Annotated in this window: 20 protein-coding genes; 7 read left to right on the top strand and 13 right to left on the bottom strand. The window is 60.6% G+C overall.

Annotated features, from left to right (window positions below; translation table 11 throughout):
* Positions 1-162: 162 nt before the first annotated feature.
* Positions 163-1,029: an LOG family protein gene (locus tag B5E41_RS00820; protein ID WP_088390305.1), complete on the top strand. Its 867-nt coding sequence runs from the start codon at positions 163-165 to the stop codon at positions 1,027-1,029.
* 83 nt (positions 1,030-1,112) lie between these two features.
* Here B5E41_RS00820 and B5E41_RS00815 read toward each other — a convergent pair whose 3' ends face one another.
* Positions 1,113-1,742, bottom strand: a complete 630-nt coding sequence (locus B5E41_RS00815) for an EF-hand domain-containing protein (RefSeq protein WP_088390303.1) — start codon at positions 1,740-1,742, stop codon at positions 1,113-1,115.
* A 108-nt stretch (positions 1,743-1,850) separates the two neighbouring features.
* Complete coding sequence (locus tag B5E41_RS00810) at positions 1,851-2,567, bottom strand: pyrimidine 5'-nucleotidase (protein WP_088390301.1); 717 nt, start codon at positions 2,565-2,567, stop codon at positions 1,851-1,853.
* Positions 2,568-2,670: 103 nt separating this feature from the next.
* On the opposite strand from B5E41_RS00810, the gene B5E41_RS00805 reads away from it, so the two are divergent.
* Complete coding sequence (locus B5E41_RS00805) at positions 2,671-3,747, top strand: bifunctional transcriptional activator/DNA repair enzyme AdaA (protein WP_088390298.1); 1,077 nt, start codon at positions 2,671-2,673, stop codon at positions 3,745-3,747.
* The gene (locus B5E41_RS00800) at positions 3,744-4,514 is read left to right on the top strand and encodes an isocitrate lyase/PEP mutase family protein (RefSeq protein WP_088390296.1); all 771 of its coding nucleotides are present in this window, start codon (positions 3,744-3,746) and stop codon (positions 4,512-4,514) included. Before B5E41_RS00805 ends, B5E41_RS00800 begins: the two co-directional genes overlap by 4 nt.
* 60 nt (positions 4,515-4,574) lie before the next feature.
* Here the strand turns inward: B5E41_RS00800 and B5E41_RS00795 are convergent, their stop codons facing one another.
* A complete protein-coding gene (locus B5E41_RS00795; RefSeq protein ID WP_088390294.1) occupies positions 4,575-5,723 on the bottom strand; it encodes an alpha-hydroxy acid oxidase in 1,149 nt (382 codons plus the stop codon).
* A gap of 357 nt (positions 5,724-6,080) precedes the next feature.
* Positions 6,081-7,019, bottom strand: coding sequence for a fatty acid desaturase (locus tag B5E41_RS00785; RefSeq protein WP_088390290.1), 939 nt, complete (start codon positions 7,017-7,019; stop codon positions 6,081-6,083).
* A gap of 169 nt (positions 7,020-7,188) precedes the next feature.
* On the opposite strand from B5E41_RS00785, the gene B5E41_RS00780 reads away from it, so the two are divergent.
* The gene (locus tag B5E41_RS00780) at positions 7,189-7,554 is read left to right on the top strand and encodes a metalloregulator ArsR/SmtB family transcription factor (RefSeq protein ID WP_088390288.1); all 366 of its coding nucleotides are present in this window, start codon (positions 7,189-7,191) and stop codon (positions 7,552-7,554) included.
* Between the two features lie 89 nt (positions 7,555-7,643).
* Here the strand turns inward: B5E41_RS00780 and argB are convergent, their stop codons facing one another.
* Positions 7,644-8,531, bottom strand: a complete 888-nt coding sequence (argB, locus tag B5E41_RS00775) for an acetylglutamate kinase (RefSeq protein WP_011423809.1) — start codon at positions 8,529-8,531, stop codon at positions 7,644-7,646.
* Between the two features lie 143 nt (positions 8,532-8,674).
* On the opposite strand from argB, the gene B5E41_RS00770 reads away from it, so the two are divergent.
* The 3 genes from B5E41_RS00770 (at position 8,675) to B5E41_RS00760 (ending at position 10,627) form a co-directional block, all read left to right on the top strand.
* The gene (locus B5E41_RS00770; protein ID WP_064805862.1) at positions 8,675-9,214 is read left to right on the top strand and encodes a sigma-70 family RNA polymerase sigma factor; all 540 of its coding nucleotides are present in this window, start codon (positions 8,675-8,677) and stop codon (positions 9,212-9,214) included.
* Positions 9,211-9,930, top strand: coding sequence for an anti-sigma factor (locus B5E41_RS00765; RefSeq protein WP_088390286.1), 720 nt, complete (start codon positions 9,211-9,213; stop codon positions 9,928-9,930). Before B5E41_RS00770 ends, B5E41_RS00765 begins: the two co-directional genes overlap by 4 nt.
* A gap of 142 nt (positions 9,931-10,072) precedes the next feature.
* Entirely contained in the window at positions 10,073-10,627 is a 555-nt protein-coding gene (locus B5E41_RS00760) for a fasciclin domain-containing protein (RefSeq protein ID WP_088390284.1), read from the top strand.
* Between the two features lie 105 nt (positions 10,628-10,732).
* On the opposite strand, the gene B5E41_RS00755 is transcribed toward B5E41_RS00760, so the two are convergent.
* The 8 genes from B5E41_RS00755 to rpmH form a co-directional block, all read right to left on the bottom strand.
* Entirely contained in the window at positions 10,733-11,803 is a 1,071-nt protein-coding gene (locus tag B5E41_RS00755) for a sensor histidine kinase (protein WP_088390737.1), read from the bottom strand.
* Between the two features lie 234 nt (positions 11,804-12,037).
* Positions 12,038-12,313 (bottom strand): hypothetical protein, encoded by a 276-nt coding sequence (locus B5E41_RS00750; protein WP_088390282.1) that lies wholly within the window; start codon positions 12,311-12,313, stop codon positions 12,038-12,040.
* Positions 12,314-12,502: 189 nt separating this feature from the next.
* Positions 12,503-12,727 carry a hypothetical protein gene (locus tag B5E41_RS00745; RefSeq protein ID WP_088390735.1) on the bottom strand — a complete coding sequence of 75 codons (225 nt, stop codon included), beginning with the start codon at positions 12,725-12,727 and terminating at the stop codon, positions 12,503-12,505.
* 130 nt (positions 12,728-12,857) lie between these two features.
* The gene (locus tag B5E41_RS00740) at positions 12,858-13,067 is read right to left on the bottom strand and encodes a cold-shock protein (RefSeq protein ID WP_088390280.1); all 210 of its coding nucleotides are present in this window, start codon (positions 13,065-13,067) and stop codon (positions 12,858-12,860) included.
* Between the two features lie 244 nt (positions 13,068-13,311).
* The gene (gene yihA, locus B5E41_RS00735) at positions 13,312-13,965 is read right to left on the bottom strand and encodes a ribosome biogenesis GTP-binding protein YihA/YsxC (RefSeq protein WP_088390278.1); all 654 of its coding nucleotides are present in this window, start codon (positions 13,963-13,965) and stop codon (positions 13,312-13,314) included.
* A 133-nt stretch (positions 13,966-14,098) separates the two neighbouring features.
* Positions 14,099-15,889 carry a membrane protein insertase YidC gene (yidC, locus tag B5E41_RS00730; protein ID WP_085857950.1) on the bottom strand — a complete coding sequence of 597 codons (1,791 nt, stop codon included), beginning with the start codon at positions 15,887-15,889 and terminating at the stop codon, positions 14,099-14,101.
* Positions 15,889-16,290 carry a ribonuclease P protein component gene (gene rnpA / locus B5E41_RS00725; RefSeq protein WP_064800485.1) on the bottom strand — a complete coding sequence of 134 codons (402 nt, stop codon included), beginning with the start codon at positions 16,288-16,290 and terminating at the stop codon, positions 15,889-15,891. The genes yidC and rnpA overlap by 1 nt, the downstream gene beginning before the upstream one ends.
* Positions 16,291-16,311: 21 nt before the next feature.
* Positions 16,312-16,446, bottom strand: a complete 135-nt coding sequence (rpmH, locus tag B5E41_RS00720) for a 50S ribosomal protein L34 (protein WP_008524438.1) — start codon at positions 16,444-16,446, stop codon at positions 16,312-16,314.
* Positions 16,447-16,513 lie beyond the last annotated feature (67 nt).

Below are 16,513 nucleotides of genomic sequence, written 5' to 3'. Positions count from 1 at the left end.
AGACGGCGGAGTCTCCGGACATGCGATCGGCGTGGGTTTGTCCTGCTCTACAGCATGCACCCGTAGAACGGAATGATTTTTCGAACAAGATCATACCTGGATTCAAGGCGTTATAGCGACATATCCGGTTTCACGGACGGCAATACTGAAAGGCATTTCGACATGGCGAAGGGACGAAACGGCGGTTCGCGGCGCAAGGATGGCGTATGGGACCCGTTGAAGAGCAGCTCGACCGACAGGCAGCGCGCCGAAGCCGTGCCGAAGACGCCGCAGACGTTATCGCCGGCTTATCGCCTAGCCTATGTCGACGAGGATTTCCTCTGCCGCGAAGAATTGCGGCCGATCCGGCTGCAGTTGGAACTCTTGAAGACCGAGATGATGCTGACCGAACGCGGCATCCGCTCGACCGTCGTCATGTTCGGCGGCGCCCGCATTCCCGCCCCCGGCCAGAGTGCCTGGGCGGCGCGCAACGAGATCCAGCGCGCCAATTTGGAGGCGGCCTCCGTCTATTATGACGAGGCGCGCAAATTTGCCCGTCTCTGCTCGAAATATTCCGCGGGCTTCGACTTTCAGGAATATGTCATCGTCACCGGCGGCGGCCCCGGCGTCATGGAGGCGGGCAATCGCGGTGCGGCCGACGAGGGCGCGCCGTCGATCGGCCTCAACATCGTGTTGCCGCACGAGCAGGCCCCGAACGCCTATGTGACGCCGGAGCTCAGCTTCAACTTCCACTATTTCGCCATTCGCAAGATGCATTTCATGGTGCGCGCCAAGGCGATCGCGGTCTTTCCCGGCGGCTTCGGAACGCTCGACGAATTCTTCGAATGCCTGACGCTGATCCAGACCGGCCGCATGGAACGCCTGCCGCTGATCCTGTTCGGCGAGGCCTTCTGGCGGCGCATCATCGATTTCGAGGCCTTGGCCGAATTCGGCACGATCGCGCCCGACGACGTCAAGCTGATCAGCTTCGTTGATACGGCCGACGCCGCGTGGAAGATCGTCCAGGATTTCTACGAACATCGCGAGTAGGGGGCCGAGCGCAGCGTCTCGATCGCAACGCGTATCTCCTTCCCCGCCGGGGCGGGGAAAGAGTATGCAATGGTTCACCGCCCTTACAGCAGCGGCCGGTCCGGCATGTCGTCGATCGAGATGACCCCATCCTTGTTGCTGTCCATCCGCGCAAACAGCTTGTCGAGGGCGGCGGAGGCTTCCTGTTTGGAAATCTGGCCGTTTTCGTCGGTATCGACGCGGCGCATCATCATCGAGGCGCGCATGAAATTGCCGCCATGGCGCATCCAGTGATGTCCGTCGCGGCCTTCATGATCTTCGCGCGGCGGCCGTCCTTGATCGTCATTGTCCAGCAGGTCGGGCACGGCATTGACGTCGTCATTCTCGCCGACCTCCTGCTTGCGCTCATCCTTCATCGCCTTCATCTGCGTTTCCCGGTACTGGCGGATTTCGCCGGGTGTCAACGAGCCGTCATTATTGGTGTCGATCGCAGCAAAGATCTTGTCGAGACCGGCGGTTGCCTCTTCCTTGGAGATCTGACCGTCCTTGTTGGTGTCGAACTGCTTGAGCATTCTGATATAGGTGACTTCGCGGAAGCCAGCCGGACCCGGGCGGTCCATGCCGGCATGATGCGGGCGCGGCCCGTCGCCCGGTGCGGCAAAGCTTGCCCCGGCTGCAGCGCCGAAGATGAGGACGGAGGAGAGCGCTGCCAGTATCAGCTTGTTGCGGTACATCGTGTTTCCCTTTCGTAAGGTGTCCCCTCACGAAAGAAGCTATGGCAGCGGCCCTCAAAGACCCAGTTAAACATCGGTAAGCTGGGTGAAACTTTCGTAACCTGGCGGTCAGCCGCCGGATCTGGTCACCTTGCCGAGAAATGCAACGAGGTCGTCGGTGACGAAATCGATGTGATCCTCGTCGCCGCTGGTCTTTTCCCACCATTCGACGACGGTCTCTTCCAGATTGCGCGGCACCAGCAGCACGGTTTGCATGCCGAGCGCCTTCGGCACCGTCAAATTGCGCGGCAGATCCTCGAACATCGCCGCCTTGTTCGTTTCGACCCGCTTCAGCGCCGCAAACTTGTCGTAGGTTGCCTGCGCTGGCTTCGGCACGTAATCGGCGGCGACGATGTCGAAGATATCGTCGAAATGCTCGAGAATGCCGAGCGCTCCGGCGGTCATTTCGGCATGTTTGACGCTGCCGTTGGTGAAGATGAATTTGCGCCCCGGCAGCGCCTTGATCGCTTCGCCGAGTTCCGGCTGCGGCGTCAGCGCGGAATAGTCGATCGCATGCGCCTTTTCGAGGAAATCGTTCGGGTCGATGCCGTGATGGATCATCAGGCCCTGCAGCGTCGTGCCGTGGTCGAGATAATACTGCTTCTGCAGCTTGCGCGCTTCTTCCCGCTCCATCTGTAACAGCGCCGCGACATAGGCGGTCATGTTCTTGTCGATCTGCGCGAAGAGATTGATGTGATGGGGATAGAGTGTGTTGTCGAGATCGAACACCCAGTCTGTCACGTGTTCGAAATCGGCTTTTTCAGGCGTACGGTCGATCTTGGTCATGGCCGCCCTTATGGCACGGCTGCTCGCCCAAGGAAATCGACAAGAAAAAATAGACGCCCGATTTTCGGCGGACGCAGCAGGCGTTGGATGTTAGAAAGCGCACATGCTTTTCGAACGCCCCGATGATGATACGCTCTATGACGCCCTGGTCGCGCGCAGCGCCGATTACGAGGGCCAGGCCTATGTTTGCGTGAAGACGACGGGCATCTTCTGCCGTCTGACCTGCCCGGCGCGCAAGCCGAAGCGGGAAAACACGCTCTTCTTCGAGACGATCGCCGCCTGCATGCATTCCGGCTTTCGCCCCTGCCAGCGCTGCAGGCCGCTGGAACAGCAGCCGGGCCGGGAGCCAGTCGTCGACGAGCTGCTGGCGCGGCTGGACAGCGAGCCGGAGGTTCGCTGGACCGAGGAGGAGCTTGTGCGCCGCGGCCATGATCCCTCGACCGTGCGCCGCGCCTTCAAGCGGGCGCTCGGGATGACCTTCCATGACATCGTCCGTTACCGCAGGCTCGGAGAAGCGGCCCGGCAGCTGGCGGATGGGGCGCGTGTCATCGATGCCCAGATCGACGCCGGATACGAATCTCCGAGCGGCTTCCGGTCGGCGTTCCAGCGGATGGTCGGCAAGGCGCCGGCGCTCTCGCAGAACCGCGAGCTGCTCTTTGCCGATTGGTTCGATACGCCGCTCGGACCGATGATCGCGGTCGCCGACAAGACGCATCTGCATCTGCTCGAATTTCACGATCGCAAGGCGCTACTGAGCGAACTCGAAGCGCTGCAGAAGCGCGTCCGCTCCTCCGTCGCGATCGGCCGCACCCCGGCGATCGATCAGATCGAGGCGGAGATCCGCGATTATTTCGAAGGCCGGCTGACCGTTTTCAAGACGCCCCTGGCCCTTGGCGGCACGCCCTTCGAAAAGCATGTCTGGGCAAGGCTGATGGAGATCCCCCTCGGGCAGACGCGCGCCTATGGCGATCTCGCCAGGGAGATGGAGAGGCCGGAGGTGGTGCGGGCCGTCGGCCGCGCCAATGGCGCCAACCGGCTTGCCATCATCGTGCCCTGCCATCGCATTCTCGGCGCCGATGGTTCTCTGACCTGTTACGGCGGCGGGCTCTGGCGCAAGCAGTGGCTGCTGCGCCATGAAGAGAAAATCAGTACAGAGACAAGGATGGAGGAGACAGCATGAACCAGACTGAAAAGGCCAAGGCATTCGGCGCGCTTCACCGGAAAGGCGACCCGATCGTGCTCTACAATATCTGGGATGCGGGTACGGCGAAGGCCGTTGCCGATGCCGGCGCCAAGGCGCTTGCTACCGGAAGCTGGTCGGTCGCCGCAGCTCATGGTTTTGCCGACGGGGAGAAGCTGCCGATGTCGATGCTCGTGGAGACGGCGAAATCCATCACCGATGCCGTCGACCTGCCGCTTTCGATCGATTTCGAAGGCGCTTATTCGGCCGATCCTCAGGGTGCGGCCGCCAATGTCGCCAAGCTCATCGAGGTCGGCGCCATCGGCATCAATTTCGAGGATCGGGTGGTCAGCGGCGAGGGGCTCTATCCCATCGAGAGCCAGGCGGCGCGCATCCGCGCCATTCGCGTCATGGCCGAAGGCAAAGGCATGCCCTTCTTCATCAACGCCCGCACCGACCTTTTCCTCGCCGAGAGCGACCTTTCAAAACACGCCGGCCTGGTGGACGAGGCGATCGAGCGGGGCAGGGCCTATGCGGCCGCCGGCGGCAACGGCTTCTTCGTGCCTGGCCTGATCGACCCCGCCTTGATCGAAAAGATTTGCGCGGCCTCGTCGCTGCCGGTCAATGTCATGATGCGGGCAGGCGCCCCCGACGTGAAAACCCTGGCAAAGCTCGGGGTCGGCCGCATCAGCTATGGCCCGGGGCCTTACCGGTCGATGATGGAAAAGCTGAGGCAGGAGGCCGCGGCGATTTATAGCCTGCTCTGAGTCCTTTGCGGGCCGCATCCGTATGAAAGGCTGCGGCCCGGAAATGACATACGGTTGCGCTCAGGAGCGGAAGCGCAGGTTGCGCCGCGTCAGCTGGTCGACCGAGGTGCAGCCCATCAGTTTCATGTCGCGTTCGATCTCGGTGCGGATCGTCTCCAGCGCCCGTTCGACGCCGGGCTGTCCGGCGGCGGCCAGCGGGAAGAGATAGTAGCGGCCGAGCCCGACCGCCTTTGCGCCCAGCGATAGCGCTTTCAGAACATGTGTTCCCCGCTGCACGCCGCCATCCATCATCACGTCGATCCGGTCGCCGACGGCATCGACGATCTCGGCCAACTGGTCGAAAGCGCTGCGCGAACCGTCGAGCTGGCGGCCGCCGTGGTTGGACAGCACGATGCCGGTGCAGCCGATCTCGACCGCGCGCTTGGCGTCCTCCACCGACATGATGCCCTTCAGGCAAAATTGCCCGCCCCAGGCCTGCACCATCTCGGCCACGTCGGTCCACGACATCGAGGGGTCGAGCATTTCGGTGAAGTAGCGGCTGATCGACAGCGCACCGCCGTCCATCTTGACGTGGTTTTCGAGCTGCGGCAGCCGGAACGCCTCATGCGTCATCCAGCCGATCGCCCAGGAGGGCTTGATGGCAAACTGCATCATGCCGGCGAGATTGAGCTTGAAGGGAATGGCAAAACCGGTGCGCTTGTCGCGCTCGCGATTGCCGCCGGTGATGCTGTCGACCGTCAGCATCATCGCCTGCACACCGGCGGTCTTCGCCCGCGCCATCATTTCGTGGTTCAGTCCGCGGTCCTTATGGAAATAGAACTGATAGACCTGTGGCCCGTCGCTGATCTGCCTGGCCTCCTCCAGGCTGATCGTGCCGAGCGAGGAAACCCCGAACATCGTGCCGTATTTCGCCGCTGCCGCCGCGACCGCCCGTTCCCCCTGGTGGTGAAACAGCCGCTGGAGCGCCGTCGGCGAGCAATAGACCGGCATGGCGAGCTTCTGCCCCATGACCGTCACCGACATGTCGACCTCGGCTACCCCTTTGAGAACATCGGGCACCAGATCGCACGCCTCGAAGGCCGCGGTATTGCGCCGATACGTCACCTCATCATCGGCGGCGCCATCGATATAGTCGAAGATCGGCCCCGGAAGACGCCGTTTGGCCATGCGCCGGAAATCGTGAAAATTATAGCAGTCTGTAAGGCGCATCTTTTTGCTCGACCCAGTTAGTTTTCGGGGCGCAACCTAAAGCACGATTCGAAACCTTGCCAAGGCTAGATTGTGCGATTTGCGACCTGTCGGATGGATATTGCGGCTTGGGTGGGTTTGCAGGCGGATAATGATCTGCTGGGCGCGCTAATGCAGAGGCTGAGCTGTCTCTCCCCGGCCTGTGACTCGGCGGCATTCTCCAACGCAGCCCGCAGGGCGAAGCCTCGAAGGACATGCCGCAACGCCGCTGCTTGCATCCATCCGCTGCCAGCGCACCCGCCCCGCCCTTCGAGGCCCCTCCGGGGCACCTCAGGGTGAGGCTCTCTTGAACACCGCGCTGTATTCTGTGGTACCCCCTCAACGCTGACCAACAGGATGATCCTCACCAGTGTCTCCGGAGACTTCAACGCGTCTCAACCCATCCCTCGGTACGATCGTGTGCGGGAGCTTGATCGCTGAAGCCAGACCGAGCGCTGCCAGCAGCCGGATAAAATGCCAGCCGAGGTCTAGCTGCCCCGGCTCGATGCCGAGCCGCGCCGATTCCGGAAAGGCGTGATGGTTGCCGTGGAAGCTCTCGCCGAAGGTCACCAGCCCGAAATGCGGTAGATTATAGCCTTGCACCGCGACGTCATCGACGCTCCAGCCTTGATGGCCGTGCCGATGGGCGAAATGACCGACCAGCCAGTGCCCGGTCAGCGACACCGAGACCCGCACGGCAATCCCCCAGACCAGCCACGGCAGTCCGCCGAGAATGAGGAGCAGGAGTCCCAAGGGAATTTGCTGCGCCATCCATGTCGCCTCCAGAAAACGATAGAAGCGGTCGCCCCGCTCACGCTCTTCAAGGACGAAACGTGGCGGCCGGTCGAGCGACACGGCGCAATGCATCTGCCAGAAGGCGTCGACGAAGAACGATCGCCGATGGGCATAGAGGTCATGGCAGTCTCGTTGCCGCTGCGCCCAGTCGCGAATATCGTGGGCGTAGATCATGCCGAAGGGGCCGGCCATGCCGACCAGCGCGCCGAGATAGACGAGCAAGCGCTCGAGCCAGAGCGGAGCGCTGAAGGAACCGTGAATCACCAGCCGGTGCATGCCCACCGAATGGCCAAGGCAGATCGTGATGGCGCTCGATAGAACAAAGACGGTAACAGCGCTCCAGCTGAAGGTCACTGGTCCGCCCACTACGGCAACCACGGTCATGGCGGTGATCCAGATCGATTTCGCGGGCATCCAGACCACTCTGCCCTTCACGGGATCGCTGCTATCGTCGATCATGCGTCCGGTGGAAATACTGCTCATAACAACTCCTTCCCATCGGGCGCATTCTCCACTTGAACACCGCCCGGCAATTCATTAATTAAGCAATTACCTAATTACCTTGCATCAGGAAAAACAGTTAAGCAATGCACTAATTGCTTAACTGTTTGGCAAATCGACGCGATGATTGCCGCAGACATGGAGAGGGAACTTGGAAGACGAGACTTTCGATGACATTACAGAAGACAGCTCGGTCGGCCCCGCCCAGCGGGTGTTCCACGCGCTTTCCAGCGCGCCGCGGCGGAAGATCCTCGCATACCTCTCGGCATCGGGGCTGACCGCCGGTGAGATCGCCGACCGCTTCAGCATGTCGAAGCCAGCGGTTTCCCAGCATCTTTCCATCCTGGAAGCGGCAGGACTGCTCAGACGGGAAAAACAGGGCCAGTTCGTTCACTATTCCCTGATCGAGAACAATCTCGTCAATACGCTCAACGGGTTCGTGCAGGAGGTCTGCCCGGTCGGCCGGCCGATCAAGAAGGAAAGCCAGGCGCGCGCGCGCCGGAAAGAATCGCCCTGAATTCGGGCATCTCGCCCGGCCTTGAGGAAGACCGGGAAATGTTCGAAGTGAGACGACGCACCCCCCTGCGGTGAGGGGCGCAGCCCCGATCAGGGGACGATCAGCGTTCCGATGCCGTGCTCGGTGAAGATCTCGAGCAGGACGGAATGGGCGGTCTTGCCATTGAGGATGACGACGCCCTGCACGCCGGCCTTGATCGCATCGATGCAGGTCTCGACCTTGGGGATCATGCCGCCCGAGATCGTGCCGTCGGCGATCAGCGCATGCGCTTCGGCGACGGAAAGCTCCTTGATCAGCTGCCCTTTCTTGTCGAGCACGCCGGGAACGTCGGTCAAAAACAGCAGGCGGGTGGCGTTGAGCGCGCCGGCAATGGCGCCGGCGAAGGTGTCGGCGTTGATATTGTAGGTCGCGCCGTCGCGGCCAGGTGCAACGGGCGCGATGACCGGGATCATCTCTGAGCGAGCGAGCAGATCGAGCAGCGTGCGGTCGACTTCGACCACTTCGCCGACGAAGCCGAGATCAAGCACCCGCTCGATGTTGGAATCCGGATCTTTGATGGTCTTGCGCGCCTTTTCGGCGAAGACCATGTTGCCGTCCTTGCCGCAAAGGCCGATCGCCCATTCGCCGGTCTGGTTGATCAGTGCGACGATCTCCTTGTTGATCGAGCCGGCGAGCACCATCTCGACGATCTCGACCGTCTTCTGGTCGGTGACGCGAAGGCCGCCTTCGAACTTCGATTCGATGCCCATCTTGGTCAGCATGGCGCCGATCTGCGGACCGCCGCCGTGAACGACGATCGGGTTGACGCCCGACTGCTTCAAAAGCGCGATGTCGCTGGCAAAGGCCTTGCCGAGCTCGGGATTGCCCATCGCATGGCCGCCGTACTTCACCACGATCGTCTTGTTTTCATAACGCTGCATGAAAGGCAGCGCCTGGGCGAGAAGACGTGCCTGGATTTCGCTTTCGGACTCGTTCATGGGAACCCCGCAGAATTGATCGCGGCCTTTTATCGCAAGTTTCTGACAGAGGGAATAATCCAGAACGCAATAGTTTTTCGTATGTGGCATGAAGCCGGAGGAGTTGGACCCGCCGGCTGAGCGAGGCACGATAGGGGAACGGCATGCAGGGCGATGAGATCAAGGACTTGATCGGCCGCGTCGCGCTCGGCGACCGCATGGCCTTCGCTGCCCTCTACAACCAGACCGCACCGAAACTTTTCGCAATCTGCCTGCGTATCTTGAAGGACCGCACGGAGGCCGAGGAGGCCCTGCAGGAAGTCTATATCAGCATCTGGCAACGCGCTCGAAGCTTCCAGGCAGCCTCGGGATCGTCCCCGGCATGGCTGGCCGCAATTGCCCGCAACCGGTCGATCGATCTGCTGCGTGCGCGCAAGCCCGTCGCCGACGAACTCGACAGCGTTTACGACCTTGCCGATTCAGAACCCGACCCGGAAAGACAGACGGTGACGAAGGATGAAGGAAGGCGGATTGACACCTGCATGGAAGAGTTGGAAGCTGATCGTGCGGTCGCCGTGAAACGGGCTTATGTCGAAGGGCTGAGCTATCAGGAACTGGCGGATCAGTTCGGCGTTCCGCTGAACACGATGCGGACCTGGCTCAGGCGCAGCCTCTTGAAACTGAGAGAGTGCATGGAACGATGACATCGCCCGACAAAAGCAAGGGAAACCGCTCCCGCGACGAGGTCCTCGCCGGTGAATATGTTTTGGGCGTCCTGTCGCTGCAGGATCGCCGGGTGGTGGAAGAGCGCATGCGCCACGATCGGATATTTGCGGCGATCGTCAGCCGTTGGGAAACCAACCTCTCCGCCTTCAACGATGAATATGACGGCGTCGCGCCGAGCCGGGAAACCTTCAAGCAGATCGAGTCCCGGCTGTTCGGCGATGCCGGAAAACCCGCATCCTTTTCGCAGGGGCTGTGGAATTCGGCGGTTTTCTGGCGCTCATTGGCCTTCGCCTGCATCGTCGTCGCCGTGAGTGCCGTCATCTTCGCCTCCGGCCTTGTGCCGCAGCCGCAGGGACCGGCGCCGCTGGTGGCCGAACTTGCGGGTCAAAACAGCGCGATCAATCTCCGCGCCTCCTACGAGATCCAGAGCGGCCGGCTGAGGATCGTGCCGGTCGCCGCCGGCAAGCCGGAGGAGAAATCGCTGGAACTCTGGCTGGTGCCGGGCAGCGGCGCGCCGAAATCGCTCGGCATCTTCCAGCCCGGCGAAAGCGGCGAACTCGTCATCCCCGCCGATCTGCGCAACAATGTCGCCGATGGCGCAACGCTTGCCGTCAGCCTCGAGCCTTTCGGCGGCTCGCCGAGCGGACAGGTGACCGGTCCGGTGATCGCAAGTGGCGCGGTGCATCGGCCATAATCAGGCGCGGCAGGATCCAGTGCCGGCCGTCAAATCATTTTCTGGTCTCTGAAACTCTTCTGCGTGGACCTCCGTAGTTCGATCTGTCCGGACGACGCTCAGGCATAGGGCCTTGCGGATGGTGTCCGGTGAGGAGAAAATCATGATCAGATCCCTATTGCGCGGCTTCGCGCTCGCCACAGTCCTTTCGGCTGTCGCCTTTGCCGCCGCCAAGAACCCGATCGTCGGCGGCGCTGCGATGTTCGACAACAAGAACATCATCGAAAACGCCGTGAATTCAAAGGATCACACGACGCTGGTCGCTGCGGTCAAGGCCGCTGGCCTTGTCGGCACACTCGAGGGCAAAGGCCCCTTCACCGTCTTTGCGCCAACCAACGAAGCTTTCGCTGCCCTGCCGAAAGGCACCGTCGAGACGCTGCTGAAGCCGGAAAACAAGGCAACTCTGACCAAGGTTCTGACCTGCCATGTCGTTGCGGCCGACGCTATGGCCAAAACCGTTGCCAAGATGATCAAGGATGATGGTGGCGAGCACGACATCAAGACCGTCGGCGGCTGCGTGATCAAAGCCAGGGAGAGCATGGGCAAGATCACGCTGACCGACGAAAACGGCGGTGTCTCCCATGTGATGATCGCTGACGTCAAGCAGTCGAACGGCGTCATTCATGTCGTTGACAAGGTGCTGCTGCCGAAGATGTAAGTGTGTATCGGCAGAGGGCGCGCTCTTCGGGCGCGCCCCAACCAACTGCAAACGGCGCCCAGCGTCGAGCCTCTGCGTGAACGGGGCGCGGCGCCGCTGACCTGGCTATTGGGCCGCTTCGATCCTTGGGAAAACGAGCGAGACACTCATGCCATTGCCGGGGGAAGAGCTGACTTCGACCTCGGCATGGGCGTTCTGTTTCAGCGACTGGATGATCATGGCGCTCAGTTTTCCGGGGTTCGGCCAAGGCACATCCTCAGGAAGGCCGACGCCATTATCGGCGACGGTAATCCTGCATCCGGTGTCGCTGACGACACAGCGCAGCGTGATCTCTCCGCCATCCCGCCCTACGAAGGCATGCTTGAATGTATTGGTCAGGAGCTCGTTGATAACGAGTCCGGCAGGCATCGCCACATTCACGGAAACCGGCCAGGTATCCACCTTCATGTCGAGCCGGATGCCTTCCACCGCGTGGGCGGCCATGACCGACGCCGCGATCTGGCTCACATAGCTGCCGAGATCGATCATCGCGCCTTTCTCTTCGTCCGACAGCGCGCGATAGAGCAGAGCCAAGGCTTCGACCCGCCCTGCAAGTCGTGCAAACCGTTCGCTCTCCTCGTTCTTTTGAGCATTACGCGCCTCCATTCGGATCAGCGCCGTGATCATCTGCAGATTGTTCTTCACGCGATGCTGAAGTTCTCGAAGAAGGACATCCTTCTCGGCCAGCAGCTCACTGAAGCTCTGGCCACCCGTCGCCTCATTGCGGGCAGCGAAGGCGACCAGACGGAAAAGCGGGACGTCATCGTCGTTGACGATCGTATTCGACCAAACGTCGATAATCACATTGCTTTCTGCTGCGAGCGAGAAGGCGCCAATATATTCCTCCGCCGTGGTCACAGCGGCTGTCAGCGTTGTCTCGCCGGAGACTGCAGTGCAATTCACCTCGATGTCCGACCAGCGTTTTCCCTCCACCTGTGTGGCGGTCAGCGCTGTCAGCCGTTCGAATTCGAGGTTTACGTAAACTAGCTTCTCAAAGGTGCCGAGCTCGGAGACCGCCACTGCAAACGGGACGTGATCGAGAAAGTGTCGAAACCGGTCGTCGTCGAGGGCTTCGGCAAGATGGGGAAGGTTGCCGACGCCTTCTGGCGAAAGGGCTTCGTCTTTGCTGTCAGTCATGGATGATTTCTCGCGGACGTCGCTGCTCTTCAACAGCATGAGATCAAGCGTTGCTTCAAAAGCTTTCTTGGCGCAAGTACAATCGATGTCGCACGCCTAAACAGCCGGTGTTCAAATGCGGCAACTGTCGGAGATCTCGATGCTCTGCAAAGCTGCCGTGAATGCGACGGTCGACGTCACTGGTCGGCATGCCTCTATTGGGCGCAAGGTCATTCGTCAGCGTCAGTCGCGAGCTTACGCCCTGTCATAAGTGAACGAGGTCAGCAGCGTCGTGACAAAATTGCTGGCCCTTTCTTTGACCAGAACTTCCGTCCACTCATCCGTCCCGCGCAGCCGCAAATCCGTATAAATACTGTCCACCGCTGCCTCTTCTATGCGCTTGATATGGGACTTGAATGACGCCTCGCCGCCGCCATGATACATGTCTCGGATAACCATGCGCAAAATCTCCTGGATGGCGATCTGCCATGCTGTATTGATCGACTGAAGTTCCTTCGCATCCTCTGCCATTGCGGCGTCCTTTGGTATGAGTGAACTGTCAGCACGGCTCTGCCCGTTCTGTTGCCGCCTCTTGAACCCGCGAATACTTCCTCTTGAAAGTTGCGTCGGATAGGTCGGTGCGGTGCGTGCGCGAGATCTATTCGGCGCAGCCCGGGCATGTCTTCGGGCAACCTGCCTAGGGCTCGATCTTTGCCGTGATCAGCAGGCTTTGGCACGTTTCGCAAGGAGAGCAGACATTGCCGAGGCGCGATCGTCGCGTTGCTTCGCAAGCCGTGCTTCACGCAACCGCAGCGTCTTTTCCTGCTGCGACTGGGCGTGGGATTCCAGCTCTTCCATCGCCTTATTCTTCGCGAAAAACTGGGACTGGATGTTGCCGAAGGCGATCTCCGCCCGCTGGCGCGATTTGCTGTATGTTTCTGCCATTTCTTCTCCGATATTGAAGGGCTCGACTGCGAGCGAAAACAAAAAGGCCAGGCAGATTGCCCGGCCTTCAATAAATCGGTGCTTCCGGCAGTGCCAGTACATCCGTGGTCAAAGGGAAGCAGATACCGATTTAAGTCTTCTGGAGATTGCAAGCGGACATTTTGCCCGACTTGTGGTCTCGCTCGAGATCGAAGCCGATCTTCTGACCCTCGACGAGTTCGCGCATTCCGGCGCGCTCGACGGCGGAGATATGGACGAAGGCGTCAGCGCCGCCATTATCGGGCTGAATGAAGCCGAAGCCCTTGGTGGAGTTGAACCATTTAACTGTGCCAGTGGTCATGATGAACCCTTTCATAGCAATATTGAGAAACCGCAAGGCGTGAAGGCGATGCGGATGGTGGTAACGATTTTTGAAAGGAAGTTCGTTCAGGCCGCGGTGCTAATCGCGCGATAACCAAGCCGGCAAGCAAAATTCGATAAGCACTATATAGGTTACCTATTCCACCGCGTCAACCTTTAGTTTTTCTGTTTGACGGGAAAATAAACTTTTAGCTGTTTCGGTGAGTACAATGCGGGTTGGCTGGTTATTTCCAGTTTGCGATCCCGACAGTTTCCGCGATCGCCTGACGTAGATCGTCTAGCCCGTCGCCCTTTTCGGACGAGGTGGACAGCACGAAGGGATAGGCGGCCGGGCGTTTGCGGATCTTATCCGCCGTCTCGGCAAGCAGCTTGGGAACGGCCGGCGCCTTGATCTTGTCCGTTTTTGTCAGCACCAGCTGGTAGGAAACAGCAGCCTTGTCGAGCAGATCAAGCACGTCATCATCGTTCTTCTTGATGCCGTGACGGCTGTCGATCAGCACGTAGACGCGTTTCAACGTCGCCCGGCCGCGTAGATAGTCGAAAACGAGCTTCGTCCATTTGTCGACCTGCTCCTTCGGCGCTTGCGCATAACCATAACCGGGCATGTCGACGATCGCCATCGGCGGCAGGTCGTCGCCTTCGCCGGAATAACCGTCCGGAACGAAATAGTTGAGTTCCTGCGTTCGCCCGGGGGTATTCGACGTGCGCGCCAGACCCTTCTGGCCGACCAGCGCATTGATCAGCGACGACTTGCCGACATTCGAACGGCCGGCGAAGGCCACTTCCGACGGCCCCTCCGGCGGCAGGAAGTTGAGCGACGGGACGCCACGGATGAAAATCCAGGGGTGCCCGAAGAGCGGCTTTTCGGTTTCAGTCATACGGGGGCTCTCCGGGTTCGTTTTTCTGTCGGCTTCGTGGTTTTGCGGGCGGATGTCAAGCTTTCAGGCGGTAGGCGTCTTGCTCATGGGCAGCCAAAAATGAAAAGCCCCGCCGAAGCGGGGCTTGAGAGCATCACTTCGACGGCGCCGTCTTTCGTCGGAACAGACCCCTCAGATTGTCGAAGAGTTCGATCTTCACGCCGTGGCGCTTCATGATCACCGACTGCTGGATCACCGAGAGCGTGTTGTTCCAGGCCCAGTAAATGACGAGGCCCGCCGGGAAGCTTGCCAGCATGAACATGAACACCAGCGGCATCCAGTTGAAGATCATCGCCTGCGTCGGATCGGGCGGCGTCGGGTTCATGCGCATCTGCAGGAACATGGTGACGCCCATGATCAGCGGCCAGACGCCGAGATGCAGGAATGTCGGCGCTGTGAAGGGCAGCAGGCCGAACAGGTTGACGATCGTCGTCGGATCGGGCGCCGAAAGGTCCTGGATCCAGCCGAAGAAAGGCGCGTGGCGCATTTCGATGGTGATGTAGATCACCTTGTAGAGCGAGAAGAAGATCGGGATCTGCAGCGCCACCGGCCAGCAGCCCGCGATCGGATTGATCTTCTCTTCCTTGTAGAGCTGCATCGTCGCCTGTTGCAGCCCCATGCGGTCGTCGCCGAATTTCGCCTTCAGTTCCTCCATCTTCGGCTGCATGCGCTTCATGTTCGCCATCGACGCATACTGCTTGCTGGCGAGCGGGAAGAACAGCGCCTTGACGACGATGGTGGTGCACAGGATCGCGACACCGAAATTGCCGAAGAAGCGGAAGAAGAAGTCCATCAGCTTGAACATCGGCTTAGTGATGAAATAGAACCAGCCCCAGTCGATCAGGCGGTCGAACTTCGGGATCGAATAGCTGGCCTCATAGCCGTCGATGACGGGCACTTCCTTGGCGCCGGCGAAGACCAGATTCTTGAGCTCGATCGACTGGCCGGGCGCAACGGTAAAGGCATCGTCCTTGTAGTCGGCCTGATAGCGCGGCTGACCGTCGGCAAAATGCGAGAAACGCGCCTCGTAGGCTGACGTCTGCGGCGGAACGATCGTTGCAGCCCAGTATTTGTCGGTAATGCCGAGCCAGCCGCCGGTGGATTTTGCCGGCGTTACGGCTTCCTTCTCGGCCGCCGTGTATTTGGTTTCGATCAGGCCGTCGTCGCCGATGACGCCGATGAAACCTTCATGCAGGACGTAGGCCGATGGGGTCGTCGGCTTGTTGTACCGTGTCACGCGGCCGTAGGAGGAGAGCGAGACGGGCGCCTGGCCGGTATTTGCGACCTTGTCGGCGATCGTGAACATGTAGCGTTCGTCGACGGAAATCGTGCGGGTAAAGGTCAGGCCCTTGTCGTTGGTATAGCTGAGCGTCACCGGCGTCTTCTCGGTGAGCTTGGCGCCCTCCGGCGCCGTCCACAGCGTCGAGGCGCCGGGAACGCTGCCCGTGGCATCGCTGCCGATATAACCGAGCTCGGTGAAGTAGCCGTCCTTGGTTTCGGCCGGGCTGAACAGGGTGATGATCGGGCTCGAATCGTCGACGGTCTCGTGGTAGCCCTTAAGCTTCAGGTCGTCGAGCCGGGCGCCGGCAAGGTTGATCGAGCCGGAAAGGGCAGGGGTGTCGATGACAACACGCGGGGTCTTTGCGAGCGCCTGCTCAAGGGTCGCCGTTGCGACGGCCTGGCCGGAAGGGGCTGCACCGCTGGTCGGAGCCGGCGTCGCGCCGGCGGTAGGCTGCTGGACCTGCTCGGTCTGCTGCTGCGCCTTCTGGGCTTCCTGCGCCTTGCGCTGGGCCTCGATGCGCGGATTCATATAGAGAAACTGCCAGCCGAGGACGATCAGCACCGAGAGAGCGATCGCAATGAAATAATTGCGGTTGTTTTCCATCATACGTTCCTGGGGCGTCCGTCTCCGGAGCGCCGGTGTTTCGGCCTGGTTTCCACGCGAAGCTTCAGCTCCGCGGCCAATTCCTGGAAGGACGCATCAAGCACGTCCCTGCGCGCGACAACCACATAGTCGTGTCCGGGCTGCATTGCAAATCCCGCATGAAGCCGCACCGCCTCTTTCAGGCGGCGGCGCATGCGGTTCCGTTCGACCGCGTTGCCATGTTTTTTGGTGACTGTGAAACCGACACGGGCCTGGCTGTCGGGTTCCTTCCGGTCGAGGACTTCGAGAAGGAAGAGTCCTCCCCGGCGTTTTTCGCCCTCGCGCACGGCAAGAAACTGCGGGCGGCTCTTCAGCCGCCCGACAGCATATTTCTTCTCACTGGTCGTCACTTCGCCCGCCATCTCTTACCGGGCAACCCGGCCTTAAGCCGAAAGACGCTTGCGGCCCTGCGCGCGGCGGGCAGCGATGACCTTGCGGCCACCCTTCGTGGACATGCGCGCACGGAAGCCGTGGCGACGCTTGCGAACAAGCTTGGATGGTTGGTAAGTACGCTTCATTTATTTAAACACCGCGGAGTGCGGCCCTTCTTGAATTTGCATGATGCAAGGAGCGTTGTTTTTCGAA

The sequence above is a fragment of the Rhizobium esperanzae genome, from assembly GCF_002204185.1.
Lineage (GTDB): Bacteria > Pseudomonadota > Alphaproteobacteria > Rhizobiales > Rhizobiaceae > Rhizobium > Rhizobium esperanzae.
The sequence above is the reverse complement of the archived record's forward strand: the minus strand, read 5'-3'. Positions and strand labels throughout refer to the sequence as shown.